This is a genomic window from Psychrobium sp. MM17-31, from assembly GCF_022347785.1.
Taxonomy (GTDB): Bacteria; Pseudomonadota; Gammaproteobacteria; order Enterobacterales; family Psychrobiaceae; genus Psychrobium.
Genome location: NZ_JAKRGA010000001.1, coordinates 349,375 through 372,240 on the forward strand (window position 1 = coordinate 349,375; position 22,866 = coordinate 372,240).

At 42.9% G+C, this 22,866-nt stretch carries 19 protein-coding genes; 7 read left to right on the forward strand and 12 right to left on the reverse strand.

Features of this window, described 5'->3' with window-relative positions; all coding sequences use genetic code 11:
- Nucleotides 1-34: 34 nt before the first annotated feature.
- Together MHM98_RS01510 and MHM98_RS01515 are read left to right on the forward strand one after the other, a co-directional pair.
- Complete coding sequence (locus tag MHM98_RS01510; protein WP_239437361.1) at nucleotides 35-283, forward strand: hypothetical protein; 249 nt, start codon at nucleotides 35-37, stop codon at nucleotides 281-283.
- A 116-nt stretch (nucleotides 284-399) separates the two neighbouring features.
- Nucleotides 400-1,149, forward strand: coding sequence for an ABC transporter substrate-binding protein (locus MHM98_RS01515; protein ID WP_239437362.1), 750 nt, complete (start codon nucleotides 400-402; stop codon nucleotides 1,147-1,149).
- On the opposite strand, the gene MHM98_RS01520 is transcribed toward MHM98_RS01515, so the two are convergent.
- Nucleotides 1,133-2,731, reverse strand: a complete 1,599-nt coding sequence (locus tag MHM98_RS01520; RefSeq protein WP_239437363.1) for a SulP family inorganic anion transporter — start codon at nucleotides 2,729-2,731, stop codon at nucleotides 1,133-1,135. The two genes, MHM98_RS01515 and MHM98_RS01520, sit on opposite strands and share 17 nt — an antisense overlap.
- 129 nt (nucleotides 2,732-2,860) lie before the next feature.
- Between MHM98_RS01520 and MHM98_RS01525 the strand changes: the two genes are divergently transcribed.
- On the forward strand, nucleotides 2,861-3,481 hold the full coding sequence (locus MHM98_RS01525) for a lytic transglycosylase domain-containing protein (RefSeq protein ID WP_239437364.1): 621 nt from the start codon (nucleotides 2,861-2,863) through the stop codon (nucleotides 3,479-3,481).
- A gap of 381 nt (nucleotides 3,482-3,862) precedes the next feature.
- On the opposite strand, the gene MHM98_RS01530 is transcribed toward MHM98_RS01525, so the two are convergent.
- The 10 genes from MHM98_RS01530 to MHM98_RS01575 all read right to left on the reverse strand — a co-directional run bounded on the left by MHM98_RS01530 (nucleotide 3,863) and on the right by MHM98_RS01575 (nucleotide 16,099).
- Entirely contained in the window at nucleotides 3,863-5,938 is a 2,076-nt protein-coding gene (locus MHM98_RS01530) for a TonB-dependent receptor (RefSeq protein WP_239437366.1), read from the reverse strand.
- Between the two features lie 110 nt (nucleotides 5,939-6,048).
- Nucleotides 6,049-7,095 (reverse strand): hypothetical protein, encoded by a 1,047-nt coding sequence (locus MHM98_RS01535; RefSeq protein ID WP_239437368.1) that lies wholly within the window; start codon nucleotides 7,093-7,095, stop codon nucleotides 6,049-6,051.
- Between the two features lie 28 nt (nucleotides 7,096-7,123).
- A complete protein-coding gene (locus MHM98_RS01540; RefSeq protein WP_239437369.1) occupies nucleotides 7,124-7,927 on the reverse strand; it encodes a transporter substrate-binding domain-containing protein in 804 nt (267 codons plus the stop codon).
- Nucleotides 7,928-8,040: 113 nt separating this feature from the next.
- Entirely contained in the window at nucleotides 8,041-9,375 is a 1,335-nt protein-coding gene (locus MHM98_RS01545; protein ID WP_239437372.1) for an ATP-binding protein, read from the reverse strand.
- Nucleotides 9,375-10,721 (reverse strand): sigma-54 dependent transcriptional regulator, encoded by a 1,347-nt coding sequence (locus MHM98_RS01550; RefSeq protein WP_239437374.1) that lies wholly within the window; start codon nucleotides 10,719-10,721, stop codon nucleotides 9,375-9,377. Before MHM98_RS01550 ends, MHM98_RS01545 begins: the two co-directional genes overlap by 1 nt.
- A 98-nt stretch (nucleotides 10,722-10,819) precedes the next feature.
- Entirely contained in the window at nucleotides 10,820-12,034 is a 1,215-nt protein-coding gene (locus tag MHM98_RS01555) for an FtsX-like permease family protein (protein ID WP_239437375.1), read from the reverse strand.
- Nucleotides 12,035-12,047: 13 nt separating this feature from the next.
- Complete coding sequence (locus tag MHM98_RS01560) at nucleotides 12,048-13,409, reverse strand: ABC transporter permease (RefSeq protein WP_239437377.1); 1,362 nt, start codon at nucleotides 13,407-13,409, stop codon at nucleotides 12,048-12,050.
- 9 nt (nucleotides 13,410-13,418) lie between these two features.
- The gene (locus MHM98_RS01565) at nucleotides 13,419-14,120 is read right to left on the reverse strand and encodes an ABC transporter ATP-binding protein (RefSeq protein ID WP_239437378.1); all 702 of its coding nucleotides are present in this window, start codon (nucleotides 14,118-14,120) and stop codon (nucleotides 13,419-13,421) included.
- Between the two features lie 11 nt (nucleotides 14,121-14,131).
- Nucleotides 14,132-15,403, reverse strand: coding sequence for an HlyD family efflux transporter periplasmic adaptor subunit (locus MHM98_RS01570; protein WP_239437379.1), 1,272 nt, complete (start codon nucleotides 15,401-15,403; stop codon nucleotides 14,132-14,134).
- A 192-nt stretch (nucleotides 15,404-15,595) separates the two neighbouring features.
- Nucleotides 15,596-16,099: a GNAT family N-acetyltransferase gene (locus MHM98_RS01575; protein ID WP_239437380.1), complete on the reverse strand. Its 504-nt coding sequence runs from the start codon at nucleotides 16,097-16,099 to the stop codon at nucleotides 15,596-15,598.
- A 261-nt stretch (nucleotides 16,100-16,360) separates the two neighbouring features.
- Here MHM98_RS01575 and MHM98_RS01580 point away from each other — a divergent pair, with 261 nt between their 5' ends.
- From MHM98_RS01580 to MHM98_RS01595, 4 genes are all read left to right on the forward strand, one after another.
- On the forward strand, nucleotides 16,361-17,605 hold the full coding sequence (locus MHM98_RS01580) for a NupC/NupG family nucleoside CNT transporter (protein ID WP_239437381.1): 1,245 nt from the start codon (nucleotides 16,361-16,363) through the stop codon (nucleotides 17,603-17,605).
- A 267-nt stretch (nucleotides 17,606-17,872) separates the two neighbouring features.
- A complete protein-coding gene (locus MHM98_RS01585; RefSeq protein ID WP_239437382.1) occupies nucleotides 17,873-21,274 on the forward strand; it encodes an EAL domain-containing protein in 3,402 nt (1,133 codons plus the stop codon).
- A 1-nt stretch (nucleotide 21,275) separates the two neighbouring features.
- Nucleotides 21,276-21,467: a hypothetical protein gene (locus tag MHM98_RS01590; protein WP_239437383.1), complete on the forward strand. Its 192-nt coding sequence runs from the start codon at nucleotides 21,276-21,278 to the stop codon at nucleotides 21,465-21,467.
- A 19-nt stretch (nucleotides 21,468-21,486) separates the two neighbouring features.
- On the forward strand, nucleotides 21,487-22,194 hold the full coding sequence (locus MHM98_RS01595) for a paraquat-inducible protein A (protein WP_239437384.1): 708 nt from the start codon (nucleotides 21,487-21,489) through the stop codon (nucleotides 22,192-22,194).
- A gap of 17 nt (nucleotides 22,195-22,211) precedes the next feature.
- Here the strand turns inward: MHM98_RS01595 and maiA are convergent, their stop codons facing one another.
- On the reverse strand, nucleotides 22,212-22,865 hold the full coding sequence (maiA, locus tag MHM98_RS01600; protein WP_343229200.1) for a maleylacetoacetate isomerase: 654 nt from the start codon (nucleotides 22,863-22,865) through the stop codon (nucleotides 22,212-22,214).
- Nucleotide 22,866 lies beyond the last annotated feature (1 nt).

A 22,866-nucleotide genomic window follows, 5' to 3' on the forward strand; every position in this document is an offset into this window, starting at 1 on the left:
TAAACCTATTTTAAAACCTTGAGAGTTCTATTTTATGATGACATTTTTCGGCTACTTAGAGCCTGCCGCATTCACCACAGGACTAGTATTAGTACTTATCGCATTATTCAAATACACCCAACGCACCAAAGACTATGGCAGTGTATGGCGGGTGATGATCAACAAGTTGAAAGACGGCTTTACCCTTGATGAATTCAAATTTTACCGACTAGGTATTGTCATCTTAGTTTTCGGATTGATCATTCGACTAGTCAACCAAATTTTCTTTCCATCTTACTGGTAAACCATCAACTTAATAGTCCGACATTAGTCTACCCCTAAGCGCTACATACTGGCTGTTGCAAATATCGCTCATTGCGATAAGTTAAGGATTAGGAAAGGTGTACGAGAGGTTAAGAAATGAATCGGACTATTGTTACTTTAGTTTGCAGTTTATTGTGCGCTTCGCCGCTTTTCGCTAAACAACTTCCGAAAGTGTTGGTGATGACAGAAATGAACCCTGTCACCCAAAGTCAACATCCGATGTTTAAAAATGGTTTAGACATCATCAAGCAGACTGGATTAGATTATCAAGTAAGTTCGATGCCGTGGAATCGCGCCTATATCACAGCAAAAGCCACTCCTAATGCCGTTCTTTTCCCAATTTATAAAATGCCAAATCGCTTTAAGTCATTTTATTGGGTATGCCCTATTGCAGCGGCGCGTAATATGTATTTGTTTCGCTTAACTAAACGCAAAGATCTTCATTTAAAAAAACTTGAAGAAACCAAAGGCAAAGTCATTGGTGTCGTTAAAGACAGCATGCTTCATCAATACATTGTCAAAAATTATCAAGGCAATAACTTCAGCTTAGATTCAACGGTGTACGACTCTACCAACATTGACAAACTGCTCAATGGCCGTCTCGATTACGTAGCGCAATCGGAAGAGCAACTAACTGAGCACTTTGCTCGCAATAATTTACCCTTTGATTTAGTGACTAAGGAGCTACTCATCTACGACCATACCCAGTATCCAATGTGTTTAGCCATTGCCAAGGGGACAGACAAACGACTACTCTCAAAAATAAAACACGCCTATCAGCAGTTATTTTCAACAACGGATTTTTCACCTGTTCCCTTAGAACAAGGTGTTAAAGATTGTCATTGATGTATTCAAGCGCTTGAAGGCGAGTTACAAAAACATGCTCGTTTGAAATCTTATCCATCAATTTAAGCTTGTTAAAATCCTTTCTAACACGCTCACAAACACCACTAATCAATACTTTTTGCCCGAGTTGCGCCGAGTCAGTGATGATTTCTTCAATGGCAATGGTACTGGTGATGCCAACAAAACGCGCTGAACTCAGGTTGATTAGTAGTACTTGATGCTCGCTATCTGAAACACATTGCTTTAAGCCACGGGCGACACCAAAGCCAATTGGGCCTGAGATGTCTAACACTGTCGCCTTATCAGCAATATTGGTCATTAACGTTTGTTCTGGCGCAGATAAGCTATCATCGTTAGTGCTGAGCAAATTTAAGTTGTCTAACTGAATTTCAGACAGACGGCGAATGGTAACTAGATTAGCGACGAACACACCAATAAGCACAGCGGTTACCAAGTCAAACACCACCGACATCACCATGGTTGAAACCATTAAACCCGCGCTAAATAATGGCACTTGATGCAAGCGTTTCAAAAAGCGCCAATCGATAATATTAAGGCCGACATTCATCAAAATTGCTGCCAACACCGCCGATGGAATAAACGCTGTATATTCGCCGCCCCAGTTTACGATAAGTAAAATAAAAATCGCATGCAGCATCCCAGATAACGGCGTAGTACCGCCAGCGCGAAGGTTACTGACCGTTCTCATGGTGGCTCCACCACCTGGCAGCGCGCCGAAAAGACCTGCGATAGTATTGCCGATCCCTTGGCCGACTAGCTCTTGATCAGAGTCGTGAAAATCTTTAGTAATGCTGTCTACGGTTAGCGATGTCATTAATGAATCAAGGGTTGATAATGTGGCGATAAGCAGCGCTGATTTAATCATCTCACTGGCTAATTCATTGTCCCACACTGGCATCGAAAAACTCGGTAGCCCGGTTGAAATAGCGCCAACAACCGGAATATCGGCATTGCTCGCCACAAAATAGACTGTGGCAACAATTAACGCGGCAATGCTGCCGGGCACATATTTACTGAGTGATGCTGGCCAAAAATAGACTAGCGCTAAACAGAGCAGTCCTAAGACGATATTAGTTTGATTAAGCTGCGCCGCCTGTGACCAGATATCGCTTAGCGGAACGCCAAACAGCGGCTCGATTTGTGACAACAAAATCAAGATGCCAATACCGGAGGTAAAACCAGAAATCACCGGATAAGACACTAGGGTAAAATATTTGCCTAATTTAAGCAGACCAAAGGCCATTTGAAATAGGCCTGCTAGACTGACTACGGTAAAGGCCGCCATCAATCCATTATCAGGTGACTGGGCCACAAAACTCGTTAGAATTGCCGCCATGGCGACTGTAAGTCCAGTGTTTGGTCCCGATACTTGAACATTAGTACCGCCAAATAGTGACGCAAAAAAGCCAGTAATAATGGCACAATAAATGCCTGCACTAGCACCAGCGCCAGAAGTGATACCAAAAGCTAGCGCAAACGGCAGTGCAACAACCGTAGAAGTGAGCGCGCCAAAGATATCGCCTTTAATGGTTTGCTTATTAAAATGAGATAAACGAAGCATTGTTGCCTTACAAAAAATAGACAGGGAAAATTTCTTGGCACTTATGATAATAAATTATCAGTGACATTGCCTTAGCAATCGTTAAAACTAGGAATTGCCTCGCATAAAATTTAGGATCATTTAACAAAAATGAATCGCGTTTTAGACAATAATTCAAAACTAGTGCTTACCCTATTAGCTATCATCGCCTTACCGAAGCATGTCGCAGCCAGTGATGAAGTCTATAAATATCGCCGCGCCGATGGCAGCGTGGTATTTAGCGATATCAAACCTAAAGTCAATAATTTTCAAACCCTAAAGTTCGATTGTTATGCCTGTAATACTAGCTCGTTAGTCAACTGGCAAAAAATACCGCTATCGCAAAAATACCAGATGCAAGTCAAAAACGCCGCGAAGAAATACGGCGTAGATTCGGCGTTAATTCGCGCAGTAATCCATGCCGAATCAGCCTTTAAACCCAATGCTATTTCCAAAGTTGGCGCGCAAGGATTGATGCAGCTGATGCCGGAAACGGCAAGTTACTTAGGGGTTAAAAATCCATTCGATGTGACCCAAAACATCAATGGCGGTGCTCACTATCTACAGAAGATGCTCAAACAATTTAAAGGAGATATTAGCCTTGCCACAGCCGCCTATAATGCAGGGCCGACTGCGGTAAAAAAATATAAAGGCATTCCACCCTACAAAGAAACCAAGGCCTATGTTGAGCGAGTGGCGATTTTGTATAAGCGTTATCAGACAGGAATATAAAATTAAGCCTCCCGGCTCTATTTCAGTCAGTTAAGCGAAAACTTCTATATTGAGGCATGATTTGGTGTGCTGGTGAAAGTAGGATTGATTAATTGAATTAATCGCTAGCACACCAGTTACTTTTCTTTGCGTCGCCAAAGAAAAGTAACCAAAAGAAAGGCGACCCGTGATTTAGCGTCTATTCTTAAATGATAAATTGCCTTTTCAATACCGTATTTGATCCGCATCCCTGCGGCAAATACTCAAAAATCATCCCTGATTTTTGCATTGGTCAATTTCTAATTTAAGACGCTAAATGGCGGGAGCAGACCGCGCAATAAGCCTATAAAAATCCTCAACTAATCAGTATTAGTCCTGCGGCTCCCTTTAGTAAATTACGATTTAGAAAGTACCCCAAATCGATAATTTGTACTCAGGCTCGCGGCGGCGGTTTGATACTTCATAGCCGGTGTATTCACCGCTGCGGTCACCGTCATAAAACTCGCGAGTTCGGGTGTACTTAGCCACGTTCACGCTGTTAACTTCTAACTGGATTTTGTAGTTATCAAAATAAGTCGTTTCAACGAATACCAATCCGCGGTTATTACCTTCAAAACGGGCGATTTCATTAACGCGGAACGCCGTATCTTCAAACTCACTCCAGTATCTAAAGCCCCACGCAAATTTGTGCTCGACTAAATCCTGACGGAACTTCACATTTACCTCATGTGGCACATCACCACTGGTGTTGCGATAGCGTTTGATGATTTTATCGTGAAACTCTGAGTCTTCGTGCTCGTAAGAAATTTCTAGTAAACCGTTGTCTAAGAAGCCATCCGTTGGAATGTTTAGCGAGACATCAACACCCCATACTTTTGATTCACCAGCGTTTCCTAAACCAGAACCACCATCTGCTAAAATAATTTCTTCTAGCTCATCGTCGCGCCATGTATGAGAAGCTTTAACCTTAAAGCTGCCCTTTTCACTGAAATTCCAGTCATATGAGAAAGATAGCGCCGTATTTTGTTCTGGCTTAAGCTTCGAATTACCCGATGTATTGCGATCATCTTCCGCTGAATTACTCGCTGCAAAGTCATTAAAGTTAAGTTGACCAACCGAATGTTCAGCGGTAACCACTAGATTCATATCGTCATTAAGCTTGTAGTTAGCCGACAAACGCGGTTTCATGAAATCAAAATCTTGTTTGTTTTCATTACCACCGGTAACTTCGATTTGCGAGAACTCTGCGGTTAAGCCACCGTCGATAGTTAGCTTATCGCTGTAAGAGTAAACAAAACTAGCAAAAATTTCGGCACGATTTTCCGTCACTTGAATAGTGGCATTTGATAATTCCACCGCTTCGCCATTTTCAGTATAGGTTTGATCGGTATCTAAATAGTTACGCGCCACTTCAATACCAAATTCTGGCTTAAACTTATTGCTACCGCTATAACCATAGGTGTTGCGAATAATGTATTCGCTTTCATAGCGATCACTTTCATAAACGCTCGAATAGGTCTCACTACCATCTTCTTTTTCACTAGCAGCACTGTGATTGTCTCGTTGCTCAACTTTACCTATCGCTAAGCTATGCCACTTCCAATCATCAAATTTCTGTACCCAATCAACACCAAACTCAGCAGTCTGGAACCGATTGAGTTGATCTAAAAACCATTGTTTATCAGGTGCGCTACCGTCATAGGCTCGACCATCGTAAATATCGCGAAACTGATCGTTGGTCCATTTGTCGCTACCAAGACGTCCATTAAGGGTTAATTTACCCGCATCGAATGCTCGAGAAAGTTGACCATTGGTAAATGAAAAACGACCTAAATTTTCACGCTCTTCATACGCTGAGTCCACCAGCTTATCATCAGCGTCATATTCGTTGATCACAGCCTTTCGAAAACCAGGGCCAAAACCAATGTCAATATCGGCTACTGCTTCCCACTCACCTAAATTAGTATTAACAGCCGCTTCAATATTTGGCTTAGGATCGCCATAAGGCGCACGGCGGAATTTTAACGCCCAAGTGCCAGAGGTAATATCCTTGCGTTTGATAACATTGGCCACTATTGATTGGCCTGCAGCATCACCTGCGCCAACACCGCCACGAATGATTTCGATGCGTTCTACCTGTTCAGCAGGAATACGTTTAAGTGCCCCAACAAGACCGCCAGATTTAGACGTTGGGCGCACGCCATCGATTAATACATTTCCCGCATTACCACCAAAACCACGTGCATTATCACCGCGATCGAAGCTAAACCCTGGCAAGCGTTCAATCATGTTAAACGCATTTTGTGGCTGATATTGTTTAAAGAATGATGCAGGGTAATTAGAATGGTCTTGAGATACTTGAGTCGTTACCTTGGCAACTTCAGAGGCTAGCGTGGTCATTGGAAAGGCTAGCGGAAGAACACTCAAACACCCTACAACAAGTAACTTGTTGCTTGAGAATACGGAAGAATTTGTCATTGTTATAATATTGCGAATTCATGGGAAAATGTGAACTCATTGTAACGTAAAGCACAGTAAATGCAGGGAAGAAACTGTGACTAAATATTTCTACTCCGCAAAGATTTAACTTAATTTTTACTCATCTGACCAGGGACGCCAATCGACTTACAAGGCAACACTTGATAGTGATAGCCATATTGCGCATCTTGGCTCGGAGTTACAGTCAGCATTTCATAGTCATTGAGTTCGACCACTCTAGTTGGATCATTAAAGTGACAGCGAGAAAAATTATCAGCTTCGAGTGCGTATATAAATTTATTTAATCCAAGCAACACTATATTGCGATAAGAGTAATAAATAGAACGCTGTTTCTCTTTATCATCTGTATTAAAACGAATGCCAAATGCTTGAGTTTCAAAATCATCTTCATCATTTTTATTATTATTGTTAACGACAGGCTCTTCTTGCTGCACTTTAAGCGCAGCCAATTCATCTGGTTTAAGCTCCGCCTCACGCTCTTTAACCACATTTTCAATCGCTTGATTCAATTCGTCACTCATCTCTATAACATTCTTTTCATTAAGCGCCATTAATTGCACTAAGAGAACAAGGGACAAAATCATTCGCACTATAGTGGTTAATACGGGAAAACGAGACTGACTTAGTATTTTTACGGCGCGAATTCCAAACGGTCGCAGAAGTATGATGGCCAAAATATAGATTGGCGAGAGGACTTGTAAGATTAACAAGCCAAGCAATGTAAAGCCGATTATCCACACCGGAAGATACATTAAAATGACAAAATTATGCGTATAAGGCAGATGATCCGCTGCTACACCTGACACTTCATTAACAATCGAAGCAGCACTCGCTAGCGCAAAGTTGGCAATGATGGCGTAAAAAAATAGTAAAAAGGATTTGCCGAGTAATGAATGCCATATTTTGGTAAAACGCGGCCAAAACTCAAGCCCCAACGCTGTGGACGTGAACAGACATACCAACACCCAATTAGTATCAGGAATAGTCAAAAGCGCCAGCGCAATGATGTAGAGTTTTTGCGCGGTATTTAGCGTATTAATATGACGCCAAAACCCTCGGTGAATGGCTTTCACCACATCAATGACAGAACGTGCGTGTGACCTTGGTTGTTTTAAAAGATTAGTTAGGCGTTGCACGTACTGATTTCCCTATCAATTGAATAAGTTATTTGTGGCAATGTTCGTCAAAGGTTTTCCCGTGACGACGATAGATTTGGCGAATGGTACTGTTTTTAGTCAGCTTTTCCAGCGATAGATTCAGTTTATCAGTTAACTGAGCCTCTTGAGCCAATACACTATTTTTTGAGACAAGAATATACATTGCCAAGCTATTGGCAGACGGCAGCGGTAATCCAACGATTTGGTGTTGTAAGTCAAGTTTTCTTGCAGCTGATTTAAAGGCATCACTGCTAGCGACAACGCCATCGAATCGACCTTTATCCAGCATTTTGACCAACATGTCGTAATTAGCAACGTCAGTGCGGCTAACTTGATGTTCGGAAAATACATTTGCAAGTTCCTCCCCCCAATTAGCACCGCGTAGCATGCCAATGCGCTTTTGAGCTAGAGAGTTAGGATCGGCAGTAACACTTGTATTGTCTTGTGCTACAAACATATTGGCACAGACCCAGCCAATTGGAATCGACAAAAAGTCGGCATAAACCTCTCTATCGTCGCGTTTAAATAGTCCAATTACTACATCGACTTGACCAGTTTCAAGCGATTTTAACAACCGTTTTATCGGCATGGCTTGTAGTTTTATGCCGTGGTTAATATCGCTGACAGTAGCGCGAATTACATCGGGTAAAGGTCCTACATACTCTCCTTCGTGCACGCGCTTTATAGAGCTCATAAAGCCCACTTTAATTGGCGCCTTTAACGAAGCTGCTGATTGTGATGACACACTATTTGATAATAGCAGTGACACAATCACCACACATCCGACGATAACACGACCTACATTTACCATACGACTCCTTTGCTACCAAACCCTAAACGTTTTATCAGAGCTAATAATAACGGCTTACTACTAATAGCTAGAGGTTATCAATAGTGTGCTTAAGAGGCAACTTTAGATTGTAACTAAACTGATTTAAAACAACTCGGTAGCATCATTTTTACGGCTAATCCTCGAATTCCAGCATCGCTTTCCATATTACTGATCGTTAAATTACCGGAATGAGCTACGACGATGTCATTACACAACGCAAGCCCTAATCCACTGCCGTTATTCTTTGTAGTATAAAAAGGTAAAAGCGCTTGTTGTAATTGTTGCTGAGTCATTCCTTTACCGCCATCACTGACGCAAATCTGAACATGCATCGGCGTCATAGTCAGGGTTATTTTTATATCCGCTAACGCAGAGCCTGATTCTTTAGCGTTCTTCACAAGATTAAGCAGCGCCTGCTCGATCTGCGCTTTATCGGCCTCCACTTCAATGGGTTGATGCGGTAAATCAACGACAACATTGGTCATTGCGCCAATTTTTTCCAACAACTCGTTGAGATTAATCATCGCTAATGATGGTGCAGGAAGCCTCGCATAAGTTGCATATTGCGTTAAAAAAATATGAAGGTTTTCAATTCTCTCACTAATGGTATCGAAAATATCTGGCAACATGTGTAAGTGCTCGGGCGCATCAATAATCTTCTTTGCCGAGCTAGTGAGTGATTTAAGTGGGGCCAATGAGTTATTGAGCTCATGACTAATCAAACGAATCGCCTTTTTCCAAATATCACTCTCTTTGCGCGAAATATCACGGGTTAAATTTTTATATAAAAACAAGTGATGTTGCTGACTATTTAATTCAATGTGGTGGCAGGTCAGGCTATAACTTATCTTTTGGTGCTCCAACATTTCACTAAACAAGCCACTTTGCTTTTGCAATGTGGCTTGTTGCAACGCACTTGGCATACCTTGAATTAGCGGTGGTAGTAATTCGCCATCGAGGCGCTGGTGATAATCCAGCAGGTTTTTAGCGGCGAGATTACTCAGCATAATACGATTGTTACTATCAGTCAGTATTAAGGCAACGGGGGTTTCTTGTATGACTCGATTGAGTAATTGCTCACGCTGAAACAACGATACTCGTTGCTGCCTTAGTACCGTTGCTAATTCGTTAAAGGTATCTAACAGTCGCCCAAGCTCTTCGTACTCTTTGTTGTGAATAGTGATACTAAAATCATTATTTTTAAAACTGCGCACGCCAACATCAAGCGCATCAATAGTCTCGACTAAAGGTGTCAGACAATATTTGATTAGCAAGGCTGCTATACCAATCGTTATCACGGTGACAGCAATGATAAAGACCGTTGTCGCGTTTAACGCCAATAGCCCATAAATCGCGCCGCCATAGGCGACAATTAACAAACTAAAATAGCCGAGTAAGCGACGAAACAAACTGCGCGATGAACTCATTAATGATTGCTCTCTATGCCAAATTTCTTCATCCGACGATACAGCGCTGAGCGGCTTAAGCCAAGTTGTTTTGCTGCGGCAGAAACCACACCATTGTGTGCTTGCAGCGTTTCATTGATGGTTTGTAAATCTGGCTCGACAATGGATTTTGACTGCATTTTGTCAACAACTTTTACGTCGATATCTTTAGCATCGATTACCGAGCCATCGCTAATAAGCATTGCTCGCTTAATGATATTTTGTAGTTCGCGAACATTACCCGGCCAGTGATATTGATTGAGTTTTTCTACTGCTGCGACTGTTAAAGTATGTGATTGTTGCAAGAAAAAATTAGCCAACGGCACAATATCGTCTTGGCGCTGATTAAGCGGCATTAGCTCTAACTCGATAACGTTAAGGCGATAAAATAAATCCTCACGAAAATCACCATCGATAATCGCTTGCGGTAAATCTGCATTGGTGGCGCTAACAACTCGTACATTTACATTAATGGTTTCACAACCACCGATACGCTCTAATTCGCCTGTTTCCAGCACCCGTAATAGTTTGGCTTGACCATCTAGCGATAAATTACCAATTTCATCGAGAAATAAGGTGCCGCCGTTTGCCCGCTCAAATCGGCCGATGCGGGTTTTAGTCGCGCCAGTAAACGCCCCTGCTTCCGCACCAAACAGCTCAGCTTCCATCAAATCTTTCGGCAATGCGCCGACATTCACTTTAACAAATGGTCCCTCGGCAACCGACGAGTTACGCTGAATAATCTGCGCAATTTTCTCCTTACCAGCGCCATTTGGCCCGGTAATTAGCACAGGTACGTCGGCATGAGCTACTTTAGTCGTTAGCTCTAACAGGGATAGCATTTCATCACTCTGAAACTGCATATCGCAAAGATCAAACTTCTCATTAAGGGCGTTAATGCGCGTTTGGCGCTTGGAAGCCGATTTGCGTTGTGCGTTGCTAAGCTCCCCTAACTCCAACAGGTTATTGATGGAATTAAGCATCTTGTCGTCGTCCCAAGGTTTCGCTAAATAATCGGCAAAACCACAGCGCACTAAATCAACAGCTGTTTCTAAATTGGTCCAAGCGGTTATCACAATAATAGGTATGTCACTAACAATTTCGCGGATCTGATGAAACAGCGCGATGCCTTCATCGCCAGAGGTCATGTCGCTGCTAAAGTTCATATCTTGAATGACTAAATCAAAAGATTGCTGTTTGAGCTTTTCCAATCCCTCTGCGGGAGACAACACACTAGTACATTGTATGTTAGCTAGAGTACACAGCACCGATAATGCCGTGCCAATATCCGGATTATCGTCGATAACCAAAATTGATTTACTGTTCAATTAATTCTCCTAGCGTTATGTATAAAAGATGACATAACGAAAACAACACCTGACAAGTAAAAGCTTGGCAGGTGCTCCATAATATACGCATATTAAGATTATGCGCCGCGAGTTACAATCGCAGGCGACACTTTTGCTGCGCGGCGTGCAGGCAACCATACAGCAATAATATTGACCAACCAGACGAACAACAGACAGCCAAATACCACATCGAACTGCAAGAAAGAGTCGCCGATATTTTGCGCCATCATATAGGCCAACGTTAGGGTCAAGATGCCACCAGCCAACAAACCAAATAGCGTGATAATCGAATTTTCCACTAAGAAGTAACGTACCACCGACCATTTCGTACCACCAAGGGCGCGGCGAATACCAATTTGTTTTTGACGTTGCGTAATTAAGAAAGATACCAAACCCGCGATACCAAAACTGGCGATAAACACTAATACTAGACTGACCACCAGCAGAATAGCCCCCTGACTACCACGACCATCATACATCCGTTTTTGAGTACGTTTTAGACGTTCGATGCCGAAGATATAGCGACCAGGAATTTGATACAGCGCCTCTTGGATTGGATCGAATAATCTAGGTCCTTGGCCCTGCTCAACGCTAATCAAATAGTTTGGATTGGCGCTGTGCGCCCAAGTAACCGTTGGACGCAATACAGTGTGATAAGATTTGCCGCGACCATTTAAACGCTCGCCATTCATAAAGTTAGAATATACGCCAATAATTTGCGCTGGCTGACCGCCTTTCGTCAGGAATAGCGTTTTCCCTAATGGGCTTTCATCACCAAACAGCTCCTTTGACATATCTTCACTGATCATAATCACTGACGGTGAACCAGCTTCGTCGCTATGACCACGAACCACTTCATCGGCACGATAAAAACGACCAGCAATCAGTTTAAGGCCTAACACTTTAGGGCCGTTTTCATCCATATCAAAGAAGTTAGTGTTGTGCCCTTGAGCCTCTTCACCGCTTTCTAAATAGACGCGAGACGGACGACCAGCATCAAACGGAATTTCCTTATTCGGCGTTACTTCAATCACACCGGGAATTTGTTTAATGCGATTAACATCGTTAATTATCGCCTGCTCCAAGTTCACCGTTGGATCGAAAAACTGGGTACGCACTGAAACTATGTTGTCGTGATCTAAGCCAGACGGCATATTCCACTGCGATAGCGTTTGTGTGGTAATCGACACTGCTAAACTCAATACAGTCACTGTAAACATCACCTGTAGTGCGATAACCATCGATAGAAACTTATTGCGTTTCATGCTCAATAATATTGGTCTAATTTCCATAACAGATCCCGCCCTACTGTGATTTTAATTGACTGGCTGGGGCAACATTAACGATGCGCCAGATTGGATAAAGGCCGACGATAATGGTGCTAACAACGGCAATTGCAAAGGCTTTGCCCACCATCCACAAATCGAGCGCAAAGGCGTGGCGCAGATTTTCGATAGTCACCGAATAATCCGATTGATACACATTGACGCGCATCATGCCTTGCAGTCCTAGATAAGCAAAGATACAACCAACAATGCCTCCCATTACGCCGATCAAGATAACTTCGAGTAAATATTGATTCATTAAGGTCAATTTATTTGCGCCCAAAGCGCGGCGCAGACTAACTTCACCGGTTTTGCGCATAAATTTAGCCAGTAAAATACCAATGGCATTTAACAAACATACTGCAAAGAATAACGGCGCAATGAACGATAGCGGGTCATTACCACTGCGTAGCTCATTTGCTAGCGTGACCATGGTAAACAGTGATGTCACATAGTTGTTCATCTCACGTGGGAAACGCCCTAATTCTTTCTGTGAATTGACATAGTCGGTAAGGTATTGCTCGTAATCACTCGCTTTTGACTCGTCATCAATTTGTGCCCACAGGCGAACAAAACTACACTCAGAGTTAATCAGGCCTTGAATATCATTGGTGCGCCAGAAACCACGTTTATTGCGATCTTGTGGCAAACAATAAATACGTTCGTTACGCATAATATTGTTCTTTACGGCAAATGAATCAGGAATAAAGGCCGTGTCTTTACGCGATGTTGAGTAACTTTCATCGTAAAAACGGCGTTTTAAGTCCCAGTTATCAAGGACACCGACAACAGTTACCGTATGCTCGTTTATGCGCAATTGTTTACCAACACTATTCTCACCACCAAACAGCAATTCATTACTTTCTTTGGTCAGTATAATTACTGGCGCCGCATTAGTATCACTGTCTTTGTCCCAAGGCGCGCCGTAAAGAAATGGCACATCAAACATGCTAAAGAATGAACTATTAGTCACTGTAGTCGCCGAGCGAAACGGGCGAACTTCTTGCGAAAACGAATTTAAAATAATATCACTCTTCCATACAGTGGTATGCGCGCTAGCCGGCGAGTTACCTTGTATTAAATTAGTGGCATCGCGATGGGTGAGATAAATCATATACGGCTGTCTAACAATAGGATCTGCACCAAGATCGCGATTATCCGCCTGAATGAAATAAATATCATTGGCTTTATGAGCGAGCGGCATTTTTTGATTGTGATACGCCATTGTTTGCACGGTAATAAGCAAACCAATACCAATGCCGATGGCTAATACCATCAAAATAGTTAAATAACTACGCTGTTTGATGCTGCGTAGGGCGAGTTGAAAATTATATCCAAGCATCATTAGCTCCTATGCACGTTTTACTAGCACGTCTGACGAATCAAGATTGATATCACTTACCTGACCATCGAAGATCTGAATATTGCGACTGGCGCGTTTAGCTAATTGATCATCATGGGTCACCATAATAATGGTGGTACCTTTTTGATTAATTTCTTCCAGTAGCTCCATCACCGAATGCGCCATCATCGAATCGAGGTTACCCGTTGGCTCATCGGCAAGTAAGAATGCTGGATCGCCAGCGATAGCTCGCGCAATGGCGACACGTTGCTGCTGACCACCTGAAAGCTGGGTTGGTAAGTGCTGCATACGCGCCGATAAACCAACAGTTTCCAAGGCGTGTTCAATTCGCTCTTTGCGCTCTTTACGGTTAAAGCCGCGATAGCGCAATGGCACGTCGACGTTATCGAATAAAGGAAGATCGGGAATCAAATTAAAACTTTGGAATACAAAACCAATTTTTTCGTTGCGTAGCGCCGAAATTTGATTGTCATTCATGCCCTTAACGTTAACGCCGTCGAGAAAGTAATCCCCTTGTTCGAAGGTTTCTAATAAACCCGCGAGGTTAAGAAAAGTGGTTTTACCCGAGCCTGATGGCCCGGTAATTGATACAAACTCACCTTTTTTGATGTGCAAGTTAACATCGCGTAGAGCGTGTGTTTCGATGAGTTCTGTTCTAAATATTTTGCTGACATTTTGCATTTTTAACATGAGATTCTTTCCTAATTAGCAATAAATACACTTTGGTTACCGTTGAAAGCATCGGTACTTGAAATCACCACCCGATCCCCTTCACGCAACCCTGAAACGATTTCCACTTCACTTAAACTACGGGCGCCCACCACAATATTGGTTTTATTGGCGCTGTTGTTGTTAACGACGTAAGCAATGCGACCACCACCAGTTTCAATAAACTGACCACGGCGCACTTTTAAAACATTGGTGCGAGTTTCAATCAGCACGCGAGCGTTGATGCGTTGGTTTTGACGTAAACCAGACGGAGAGCCATCAACAAAGCGCATGCGACCAACCACTTGACCGTTATTAACTTCAGGAGAAATAGCGGTTAGCTCGCCGCGATGCTCCTGACCATTAAGAGAAATTTCGGTAGGTAAACCAACGCCTAAATCATCAGCGTAGTTTTCTGGAATATTGACTTCGACTTCAAAGTCCGACAAATCCACCACGGTGATCAGCGGCGCATTAATGGCCACCAAATCCTTTTCACGAATGTTTACCAAACCGATAATGCCATCGAGTGGCGAGCGCAGTGTCAACTCATCGATTTGACGTTTGAGATCATCCACTACAAACTGCTGACGTTCGAGCTGTAACTCTTTGGTTTTTAGTTCAAATGCCAAGGATTCTTTTTGTAGTACCAATCCTTGCTTGGCGTGTGTGTAGGCAAGTTGGGTCTTCTTAAGCTCAGCTTGGTTTTGCTCAAACTCCTCGCGGCTAATGACCTGATGCTTCATGCTTTGCTTGGCGCGCGACATATTCTTTGATTGCAGCTCGAGATTTACCGCCGCCAGCTCGATGGATTGCTGAGCATTTAACAGGGTGGTTTTGTTGTGAATTTGCTGACGCTCAACTGCCAGCTTAAGCTCTTCAAGGCTCGCTTGCTCTTGATCAAGCCTATTTGTTAAAACCGGACTATCGATTTGTAGAAGCAGCTGATCTTTAGTCACGCGATCCCCCGCTTTAACGTGCAAGCTAACATTACCAGATGACGGTGAATACAGCGTTGGGCTATTTGCCGCAACGACCTGCCCTTGCACCGCAATGTCTCGCTGCAAGTCACCGCGAGTCACCACGCCATAGCGCAGTTGCTCTGAAGAAATGGACATGTCACTACTAAAAAGCTCATTAAACTGCGGCGCAGCAAAGCCAACGGCGGTTGCGCTCAGCAATACAGCTACACCGGCAACAGCCAAGGTGCGTCCGCGCTTACTTCTAGGTTTTAGTACAACATCTTGTCCGGATGTGTCACGCATAATAATTCCTTTGTGTTTGTGCTCAAATAACGAGTGTTAGCAAGCTATAAACACAAAGTGTGCCAAAATTAATATACGTTACTTTTCAATAGGTTGAATAAACAATTTCCTTCAATCCGTGTGTTCGCACAACTGGCGAACAGGTGCGAACACAAGGTTAGGCTGACAGTAAATAGGACTACTTTGGCTGTTTTATTGGTGAGCTTTGGCAATCATTGCGATATGTGGAATATCGTCTTCTAAATACATTGGAGAGGCTTTTTCAAAGCCAAATTGATTGTAGAACTTTTCAAGCGGCTCTTGCGCTGAAATCTTTACCGGCGATGTCGGCCATAATGACTCGACAACAGACATCGAGCGCGTCATTAAATCAAAACCCACCGTGGAACCACGACAACTCTTATCTACAATCACCCGCCCAATACTCGCATGTTCGGGATAGCTCACACCGGGGGCCAATACTCGGGTGTAAGCGACAATTTCTCCTTCCTTATAACCGAGTACATGACGAGTTTGCGGAGCGTGATCTTTACCGTCTATTTCTTGGTAATAACAGGTTTGCTCGACAACAAACACCGCTACCCGCAGTTGCAGTAGTTGATATAATTGATGCGTTGTTAGCTCATCAAAGGTCAAGACCTGCCAGTCAATTTCATGAGATGACACAGTCTGAGGTGACATAGTGTGGGATGACATAGTGCTCCTTATACAAAAGTCTAATAACCAATCTGTGTTGGCTTGCAATGTGTGATGCCTTTCAAGGAATCATTATTTAATCCCTAGTTTGTCACATTTGGACGGCATAAGAGGCTACTATAGCGAATATTAGATTTTAAACACACATTTTGTGGGTGAATGTTTGTTGGAATAATTGTTTAATCAGTTGCCAACACAACAACTTACATGCATTATCTCGCGTTAAATTTATAATAATTAAAAAATCATAGGAAATTTTAAATGAATGTACTTATGGGCATAGTTGGTATTATTACCCTAATCACTATCGCCGTTTTAATGTCGGAAAACCGCAAAGCGATTAACATTCGCACTGTGGTAGTGGCCTTTTTGATCCAAGCCAGTTTAGGTGCATTTGTACTATACATTCCCGCAGGCCAAAGCGTATTAGAAGGAATTTCAGGCGCGGTGCAAGCTGTTATCGACAGCGCGCAAGAAGGTCTAAATTTCTTATTTGGCGGTCTAGTTGGCCCTAAAATGTTTGAAGTATTTGGTGATGGCGGTTTTGTTTTTGCACTGCGCGTATTACCAATTATTATCTTCTTCTCTTCATTTATCGCCGTCCTTTACTACCTTGGCATTATGCAGAAAATTATCGCGGTGCTTGGTGGCTTACTGCAAAAAGCGATGGGAACCAGCCGCACTGAGTCGCTATCGGCGACAGCAAACGTCTTTGTTGGCCAAACGGAAGCACCTTTAGTGGTTCGTCCATACATCAAAGGCATGACCCGCTCAGAGCTATTTGCGGTGATGGTTGGTGGTTTAGCCTCAGTAGCAGGTTCAGTATTGGCAGGTTATGCAAGTCTTGGCATCGAGCTTAAATACTTGGTAGCGGCATCATTTATGGCTGCGCCAGGCGGTCTATTGATGGCAAAATTAATGGTGCCAGAAACCGAAAAGCCAAATAATGAACTAGATGACATTGAAGATGAAAGCGATGAAAAGCCTGCCAATGTGATTGAAGCTGCGGCAAGTGGCGCGAGCTCAGGTATGCAACTAGCATTAAACGTTGGCGCTATGCTGTTAGCATTCATCGGTTTAATCGCGGTAATGAATGGTTTAGTTGGCTACATCGGCTCACTGGCTGGTTACGATAACATCACTATCCAGCTTATCTTGGGTTACATTTTCTCACCATTAGCCTTCTTGATCGGTGTTCCGTGGCACGAAGCGATTCAAGCTGGTAGTTTCATCGGCCAAAAATTAGTCGTTAACGAGTTCGTGGCATACATTGATTTTGTCAATATGAAAGACTCACTATCACCTCATACGCAAGCTATTGTCACCTTTGCACTATGTGGTTTTGCAAACCTTTCATCGATTGCTATTTTGCTGGGCGGTATCGGTGCTATGGCGCCATCAAGACGTAACGAAATCGCTCGTCTTGGCTTAAAGGCAGTCGCTGCGGGTAGCCTATCAAATCTTATGAGTGCAACTATTGCAGGTTTATTCCTCTCGTTCACTTAACAAATTAAGTCATCTGGCTGCGTCTATCACTGGCGCAGCTACGCTTTATTCTCTGTTTATCTCTTCAAGTAATTCCCCATATTAATAAGGCATCAACGCCAAAAAAGATTGATTAATATCAGTTTATGTAAGATATTGTCCCAACACGAATTATGACTTACTCAGCGCCATTCAATTCGGTTGCAGAGCCTATTTAACTATCACTGTTTGGATATATGGTGAATTGGTTCACTGATCCGCAGTCACTAAACTAAGATATACGGATATATGAGCAAGAATTTAACGAAAGTTAAAATTGTCGGTGCCATCGTTTGTTTTTTGGTGTTATTTTTTGCCATTAATTTTTGGTCTGATATTTCTCAGAAAATTCTAAACCGTCAAAAGAACTCGTTAATTCAAGAGCTAACCATTGCCAACGCAATCCAAGTAGAGAATCTTCTCAATGGTGCGGTAAGCTCGTCTAAGATCATCGAAGCTGAACTCAAACTGCATCCAAATGATTTGCACGATCTATCGGTGTTAGCCAACGTTATTGTTAACAAATATCCAGAGCTCGATCAGATCCGTCTATCGCCAAACAACATTACCACTCACGTATTTCCCGCCAGTGCCAGTGCTAAGTATGTAGGCAAGGTTATTGTTTCACCTTTTTTGCAACCAAATGGTAGCGAGCAGTACAACGCATTTTTATCAATACCACAGATTATTAATGGTGATTACGTCGTCAAGAGCCATATTCCAGTCACCATCAATGATGAGCACTGGGGCTATGTTACTTATCACATTAACCTAACGACATTATTTACTAAAATTCAGCTCAATCAGCTCGATACCAGCCAATATAGCTATCAAGTTGTGCATCAAGGCACTTTTAATAAATCAACCGTTCTCGCGGAATCGGAGTCGCCGCTGAGCAAAGACTACTACTCTGCGGCTATTCGCGTGCCCAACAATGCGTGGTATCTCAAACTTAGCGCCAATGCCAATAGTGACAATCCACTGTCTATTATTAACCTCGTGTTTAGCATTATGCTGGCATCTGTTTTTACCTTGATTGGTTTTTTAGGAATTTCAGAGCCTTCACGCCTACGCAATAGTATGAAGCGCTTAATTCAGCGCTTTGAATATCAGCAACTGATCCTCAATCAAGTGCTCGATAATGTCACCGATGAAGTGTACATCTCAGATCGTAACGGCAAGGTTTATCTCAATAGTGGCAATGCTAAAGACAACCATCACATTCCGTCAAACATCTTATTGGAGAATATTCACAAGCGCTCAAATGATAACTGCGTTTTTGAGCCAGATAGCAAAACCCCCATTGATCCTAGTCAGCATCCGATTAATCGCGCCCTATTTAACAACGAAACCATCATCAAGAAAGTAAAACTCATGCCAACCAATGAGCCGAGTTACATGATGGAGTTGCGATCTCAGCCTATTTTCGATGCTCTATACAATAAGGTAGGCGCTTTGTGTATTGGCCAGCGGCTCGAATCTGAAAGCGAAGCGCCAACACCTAACACCAGCCGTAATGTTATTTTAGATATGTTAGCTCATGACAAACCGTTAAAGAGTGTGTTTGAACATATTATTAGTGATACTCAAAACAATCTCGACGATGTTGTCGCGGCAATTACCCTCATTAACACTAAAACCCAACAAATTAGTGATGTCATTAGTAAAGATCTCCCCACTTTCTATGTTGATTCGCTACTAGGTATGAAAGTGGAAGACCGGGTAATGTCCAATTGCAGCGCTATCTACCACGATAAATTAACCATAGTGGAAGATATCGAGGTGCATCCATTCTGGGTCGATTACAAAGAGCTAGCGCGCCAAGCAAAATTTCGCTCGTGTTGGTCACAACCTATCCACGATACCAATAATAACGTGTTAGGCACCTTAGATATCTACAGTGCTAAAGTGAATCAAACGGCACCTGCCGATATTATGATCCTCAAAGAAGCGGCAATCTTGTGCTCCTTAACCCTAGAGCGACATCGCGACAGTCATCGATTACAGAAGATGTCATTGGCAGTACAACATAGCTCTAATGCGGTAATTATCACCGATAGCGCAGGGATCATTGAATACATTAATCCTCATTACACCAAAGTCACTGGCTATGCCCCCGTTGAAAAATTAGGGACATTAATTCCAGTTTTTGACCACAACATTACCCCTAGCCATATCGTCAATGACATCAATCAGCATTTAGCTGTAAGCAACAAATGGCAAGGGGAATTAAAAGGCCAAACTAAAAAACGTGGCGATTATTGGGCAATGGTCAGTGTGACGCCAATCCTTGGCCCCGATCAGCGTATCAATCACCTTGTATTCGTTTTGGAAGACATTACCCAAATTAACCAAAGTGTTAGCCGTATTGACTATCACAACTCCCACGATCCGCTAACCAATTTATACAACCGTCAGGCGTTTGAACATCGATTACAATTTTTATTTACTCGCGCTCAAGAAGATGTTCGTACACACGCTTTATGCGCCATCAATATCGATCAATACAATTACTTAGATCAACAATATGGTTATCAGGCCAGTGATGAGTTACTACGCCAAGTGAGTCAAATCTTGAGTCAACAACTCAGACGCCGCGATACCCTCGCCCGTCTTGGCAGCGATCAATTTGTGGTACTGATGGAAGATTGTGATAGTACCAGCGCCATGGGCACCGCCAAAGAATTAACCGCACGCATGGAAGGCTTTAAATTTGATTGGGGCAATCAGTCATTTGATATTTCGCTAAGTGTCGGTATTAGCGAAGTAACTAGTCAAAGTGAGTCACCAGTTCAAGTGTGTCGCCAAGCAGATATGGCTTGTAATAAGGTCAAAACCTTGCCTAATCAAACTGTACTTATCTTCCAAGAAAGCGGTGAGGCAATGCCATTAAGTGGCGATATGTTCTGGGCTGAACAAATAAAACTTGCCCTCAAAGAACAGCAATTCCTGCTTTACGTGCAGCCCATTGTCGCGATTAATCAAAGCGTTTCGCAACGCTACGAAGTATTACTGCGCCTTCGTGATAGTAAGGGTAACCTAGTTAACCCCGACATATTTCTACCGGCAGCAGCGCGTTACAATCTCAGTTTGGCGATTGACAAATGGGTTATCGAACAAACGTTAATCTGGTGTCAAAACAACCCTGAATCGATGGCTAATATCGAAAAAATATCGATTAACCTTAGTAGCGATGCGCTAACAGACGAGTCCTTTACCTTTTATTTGATTGAGCTATCAGCGCTCTATCCTGAGTTATTTAATACATTAATGTTCGAGTTTAGTGAATATCACTTATTGAGTAATATTGCTCATAGCAAGCGATTCATCGAGGCCTTATCTCACACAGGTTGTGAATTTAGCATCGATAATTTCGGACGCGGTTTATCGTCTTTCAGCCATTTACGAGAACTTCCTGTCAGCAATATTAAAATCGACGGTGAATTAATAAAATCGCTCATCAGTGATCCGATAGCCGGAGCAACTTTACAATCTATCTTACATTTAAGTGAGGCCTTGGCTATTGATATCGTGGCAACAAACGTCGAGAATGACCGCATTGCCAATAAATTGCGCGATTACAATATTAATTACGCGCAAGGCTTTTTGCTAGGTGAACCCTTCTTACTGACAACAATGAGAAAACAATAATATGTCAAAATCTATTTTCGCCGCGAGTCTCGCACTCGCCCTAACCGCTTGCGCGACTACAGCTAATAACACAGCAACTAGCGCTAGTTCGAATACTGACTGCCAGCAACTCAAATCGAAGATAGCAGCTAAAGATACCCCTGCCACCACAAAATCGACATTAGAAGCCTATTACAATAAGCAATGTCAGTAGTTGCTACCTGAAGTTCAACGTGACTGCTTTTGCCAAACAATTGATCTTAAACGTGCTGTGGCTAATTACAGCGCTGCTATTAGTTATCGGTTTAACTCAACCGATGTTTACTTTCACCCATTTCTATTTTTTCGACGATACATTTTCACTCGTCGACGGTATTTTTCATCTTGCTGCGCAAGGCGAATTTATCTTGTTTGGTTTGCTATTTCTGTTCAGCCTTGTAATGCCTGTGGTTAAAATGCTGATGCTGCTTTACAACATTAATGCTGGACAATTGCTTTCATCTAAACAGCGACTCCATCTCGATAAAATCTCCAAACTAGGCAAGTGGTCAATGTTGGATGTTTACGTCATCGCGATTCTTGCAGTGACAGTGAAGCTGGGGATGATAGCGTCAGTAGCCATTCACTTTGGCCTTGTCGCTTTTGCTGTGTCTGTAACGCTGAGTATGCTGTTGCCACTGGCAATCTCTGCGCTCTATCATCGAAAGTCACCTTTGCAAATTGACCACGACACGGCCATTACTTGGCGCAGTGAAGCTGAGATTATGGCGGAAGATCATATAATCGATGCCCTCAAGTTATCACAGCCTCTCGCTTTAGAAGCTGGTGAATTTAAAGCGCAACTCATCGACGTATACGACAAACAGGGAGTATGGCAGGTAAAGGCTCACATAGCGCAAAATGAAAGCGACTGGCTACTGTTGCCAATAGCCAGCCGTTAAACGCTAATCCTACGTATCTAAGAAGCGTCAGCCTGCTTTTCAGGTACTGCATTTGCAAACGCATCAAGCGCGAGACAGCGCTTTTCTATCGCCGCAATTGTTGGGTAATCATCTAGCGACAATCCAAAGCGGTGGGCGTTGTAGAGCTGCGGAATTAAGCATACATCGACGAGACTAACCTCATTACCAACACAAAATTTACCCGCAGATTTTGCGAGTTTCTTTTCTAATGCGCTAAAGCCAGTTGTCATCCAATGGCGCATCCATGTTGCTTTATCTTCCGCTTCAAATGACGCCACATCACCTAAGTGCTGCACCACGCGTAAGTTATTTAACGGGTGGATATCACAGCAAATATCCTGCGCTAACGAACGAATTAAGGCGCGCTCTAGTGGCGACTTACCTACCAAAGAACTCTCACCAAACACTTCATCAAGATATTCAATAATCGCCATTGATTGTGTAATCACCACAGGCTCATAGCGTGTTTTATCTTCCAACGTTGGCACTAAATGACTTGGATTTAGTGCATCATAGTCATTTAAGTGCTGCTCTCCGCCGTTTTTAACTAAATGTACACTGCGATGCTCATGTGTTAAATCTAACAGGTTCAATACGATACGGACGCGATAAGCGGCACTCGAGCGCCAATACCCATGTAAAATCAACATA